The sequence below is a fragment of the Immundisolibacter sp. genome (assembly GCF_041625615.1).
GTDB lineage: Bacteria > Pseudomonadota > Gammaproteobacteria > Immundisolibacterales > Immundisolibacteraceae > Immundisolibacter.
This window is the reverse complement of sequence record NZ_JBFJTF010000174.1, coordinates 1-3,916: the sequence shown is the minus strand read 5'-3', so window position 1 is coordinate 3,916 and position 3,916 is coordinate 1. Positions and strand designations below refer to the sequence as shown.

The window sequence follows — 3,916 nt, the reverse complement described above, 5'->3', positions numbered from 1 at the left end:
GTTGCCCGGCCGCCGCCAGCGCCTCGTGCAGGGCCGCGCCCCAGGTGACGATGGTCAGATCGCGCCCCGGCCGGGCAGTCGCCGCGCGGCCGATCGGTACCGGCGCCGGCGGCTCGGTCAACTCGCCCTTGTGCGCGTACAGCGCCTTGTGCTCGATGAAGATGACCGGATCGGGATCGTCGATGGCGGCACGCATCAGGCCGTAGGCGTCGGCCACGGTCGCCGGGCAGACGACCTTCAGCCCCGGCACGTGGGCCAGCCAGCCTTCCAGGCACTGGGAATGCTGCGGCCCGGCCGCCAGCCCACCGCCATGCGGCGTGCGCAGCACCATCGGCACGCTGGTCTGGCCGCCGAACATGAACCGTGCCTTGGCGGCCTGGTTGACCAGGGCGTCCATGCCGAGCGTGATGAAGTCCATGAACATGATCTCGACCACGGGCCTGAGGCCACCCATGGCAGCGCCGACCGCCGCCGACAGGATGGTCGCCTCGCTGATCGGCGTGTCGCGCACACGCAGCGGCCCGAAGCTGTCCAGCAGGCCGCGTGTCACGCCGAAGCTGCCACCGGCACCGGCAATGTCCTCGCCGAACACCACCACGTTCGGGTCGCCGGTCATGGCATCGTGCAACGCCTGGCCGATGGCCTTGCCGTAACGCAGTTCAGGCATCGTCAGACACTCGTGCTGTAAACGTCCGCCGAGGCCTCGGCGAACTTCGGATGCGCGCCGGTGCGCGCCTGATCGACCGCAGCCGACACCTCCTGCTCGACCTGCGCGTCGATGGCGTCGATGGCCGCCGCGCTCACCCGCGCCGCGCGCAGGCGGCGCCGGCAGGCGTCGAGCGGGTCGCCCAGATCACGCGTGGCGCCGGCCCGATAGCGCTGAGAGTCGCCCTCGTAGTGGCCACGCACGCGGTCGGTGATGCACTCGAGCATGCGCGGGCCGTCGCCGGCCGCCTGCGCCCGAAGCCGCGTGGCGGCATCCAGCACCGCCACCACATCGTTGCCGTCCACCTGTTCGCCGGCCACACCGAACGCGGCGGCAAGGTCCAGCGGCTTTGCCGAGAACTGCTGTTCGGCGGGCGAGAACTCCGACCAGCCGTTGTTCTCGCACACCAGCAGCAGCGGCAGGCGCCACAACGCCGCCATGTTGATCGACTCGTGCAGCACCCCCTCGGCCAGCGCGCCGTCACCGAAGAACGCCACCGCCACGCCACCGGTGCCGCGCACCTGGTGCGCCAGCGCACTGCCCACGGCGAGCGGAATGCCGGCACCGACGATGCCGTTGGCCCCGAGCATGCCGATGCGCATGTCGGCCACGTGCATGGAACCGCCACGGCCGCGGCACAGGCCGGTATCGCGGCCCATGATCTCGGCGAACAGGCCCGCGAGGTCGACCCCGCGTGCCAGGCAGTGACCGTGGCCGCGGTGATTGGAGGCGATGGTGTCGGCCGCTTGCAGCGCCGCCATCACGCCGGCGGCAACCGCCTCCTGACCGATACTCAGATGAATGAACCCCGGCACTTCGCCGGCGGCGAACAGTTCCGACAGGCGCCCTTCCGCACTGCGGATGCGGCGCATGGTGCGGTACAGGCCGATGACCGTGTCACGGTCTGTCGACGTGCGTTTCGCATCCTTGCGTTGCGTTGACTCTGAAGGCGCGCGCGACGTGCGTCGAACCACAATCTGACTCCCTGATCGCTGGCCGCCCGGGGCGGCTGACAAGCCCCGCATGGCACTCGGTGCCGCCACGGGCGTCACCGGTCACGCGGCACCTGCTCGTCGGCAAACGCGCGGCCGGCCGCCCGCATCCTGCAGGCGACCGCCACGGAGAGATGCTTCAGGCGAAGCAGACCGACGCGCTGCCCATGCCACCTATGGTGACACGCATGTGATCACCGGCCTTGGCACTGACCATGGTGGCCAGCGAGCCGGACAGAATGACCTCACCGGCCTTGAGCGGAATCCCGCGCTGGCCCAGCGTGTTGGCCAGCCAGGCAACGGCATTCAGCGGATGACCCAGCGTCGCCGCGCCGGCGCCGAGGCCGACGACCTCGCCGTTCTTCTCCAGGATCATGCCGCAGGTCTTGAGGTCGATGCGACGCGGGTCGACCGCCTGGTCGCCGAGCAGGAACAGCCCGGCCGAGGCATTGTCGGCCACGGTGTCCTGGATGCGGATCTTCCAGTCACGGATACGCGAATCGCAGATCTCGAAACACGGCATCACGCACTCGGTCGCTGCCAGAACGGCCGCGTTGGTGATGCCCGGTCCCAGCAGGTCGCGCTTGAGAATGAAGGCGATCTCGCCCTCCATGCGCGTCTGGATCAGGTTGCCCTCGATGGGCACCACGTCGCCATCGTTGTACGCCATGCTGGACATCAGGTGGCCGAAATCCGGCTGGTCCACGCCCAGCATGGACTGCACGGCCTTGCTGGTGGCGCCAATCTTCTTGCCGATGATGGTGTCACCGTCGCGTTCCATGCGCCGGCGAATGATGCCGAGCTGAATCTGGTAGGCATCCTCGATGCTGATGTCCGGCTCGCGCGCGGTCAGCGGGTCCACCACCTGGGCGCTGCGCAGGGCCTGGTACAGCTGTTCGCTGTACTGGTCGATCTTGGCCGATTCCATGAGGTTCTTCCTTACAACTTGACGCAGATGTTCTTCAGCTCGGAGTAGAACTCGAGCGAGTGCACGCCGCCCTCGCGGCCAATGCCGGAGTACTTCATGCCGCCGAACGGCGAGCGCAGGTCGCGCAGGAACCAGGTGTTGACCCACACGATGCCGGCTTCGAGCTGCGCCGCCACGCGGTGCGCACGGGCCAGGTTGCTGCTCCACACGGTGGCGGACAGGCCGTAGTTGGTGTCGTTGGCCAGCGCCAGCACTTCTTCCTCGGTGTCGAACGGTGTCACCGACACCACCGGGCCGAAGATCTCCTGCCGCTGCGCCTTGCAGTCCGGCCCGAGACCGACGATCACCGTCGGCTCCAGGAAAGCGCCGTCCTTGAGGTGATCGGGCAGCCCTTCCGGACGCTTGCCGCCGGTCAGGAAGGTGGCGCCATCGGCCTTGGCCGAATCCAGGAAGGTCTGCACCCGCGCCAGATGCTCCTTGGAAATGAGCGCCCCCAGCGTCGTGGAGGTATCGGTCGGGTCGCCGATCTTGACCGAGCTGCGGATGCGCTCGACCAGCTTGTCCAGGAACGCCTGGTACAGCGGGCGCTCGACATAGATGCGCGAACCGCACAGGCACACCTCGCCCTGATTGGCGAACGAGGAGCGCATGGTGGTGTCGATGCAGGCGTCCAGGTCGGCGTCGGCAAAGATGATGTTCGGGTTCTTGCCGCCGAGCTCGAACGACACCTTCTTCAGGTTGGCGGCGGCGGCGCGCATGATGATCTGGCCGGTCGTGGTCTCGCCGGTGAAGGTGATGCCGTCGACGTCCGGGTGCTCGGTCAGCGCCGAACCGGCCGAATCCGGCCCGAACCCGTGCACCACGTTCAGCACACCCGGCGGCAGGATGTCCTTGGCCACGTCGGCTAGCAGCGCGGTGGTGGCCGGCGTCTCCTCGGACGGCTTGATGATGACGGCGTTGCCGGCCGCCAGGGCCGGCGCCACCTTCCAGGTGGTCAGCAGCAGCGGGAAGTTCCACGGCGAGATGATGCCGACCACACCCAGCGGCCGACGCAGCGCGTAGTTGAGCGCGCCTTCCATCTCCCAGCACTCGGTGGCGACGTACTTGAAGTGCTCGGCAAACTGGATGAAGTTGGCGCTGCCGCGCGGGATGTTCACATGGCGCGCCAGCGTGATGGGCATGCCGTTGTCCGCCACCTCGGCCTGCGCGAACTCCTCGGCACGGGCCTGAATGCCGTGCGCCAGCTTCATCAGCAGGTCCATGCGCTCGGCCAGCGGCATGCTGCCCCAC

At 68.4% G+C, this 3,916-nt stretch carries 4 protein-coding genes; all 4 read right to left on the bottom strand.

What is annotated here, in order from left to right; translation table 11 throughout:
• Positions 1-667 (bottom strand): alpha-ketoacid dehydrogenase subunit beta (locus tag ABYX71_RS10890; protein WP_372696521.1); only part of this gene is annotated, 667 nt, incomplete at its 3' end.
• A 2-nt stretch (positions 668-669) separates the two neighbouring features.
• Positions 670-1,578, bottom strand: a complete 909-nt coding sequence (locus ABYX71_RS10885) for a thiamine pyrophosphate-dependent dehydrogenase E1 component subunit alpha (protein WP_372696520.1) — start codon at positions 1,576-1,578, stop codon at positions 670-672.
• Between the two features lie 259 nt (positions 1,579-1,837).
• Complete coding sequence (gene dmpE, locus ABYX71_RS10880) at positions 1,838-2,626, bottom strand: 2-oxopent-4-enoate hydratase (RefSeq protein ID WP_372696519.1); 789 nt, start codon at positions 2,624-2,626, stop codon at positions 1,838-1,840.
• 11 nt (positions 2,627-2,637) lie between these two features.
• A partial coding sequence (locus ABYX71_RS10875) for an aldehyde dehydrogenase (protein ID WP_372696518.1) occupies positions 2,638-3,916 on the bottom strand: 1,279 nt, incomplete at its 5' end.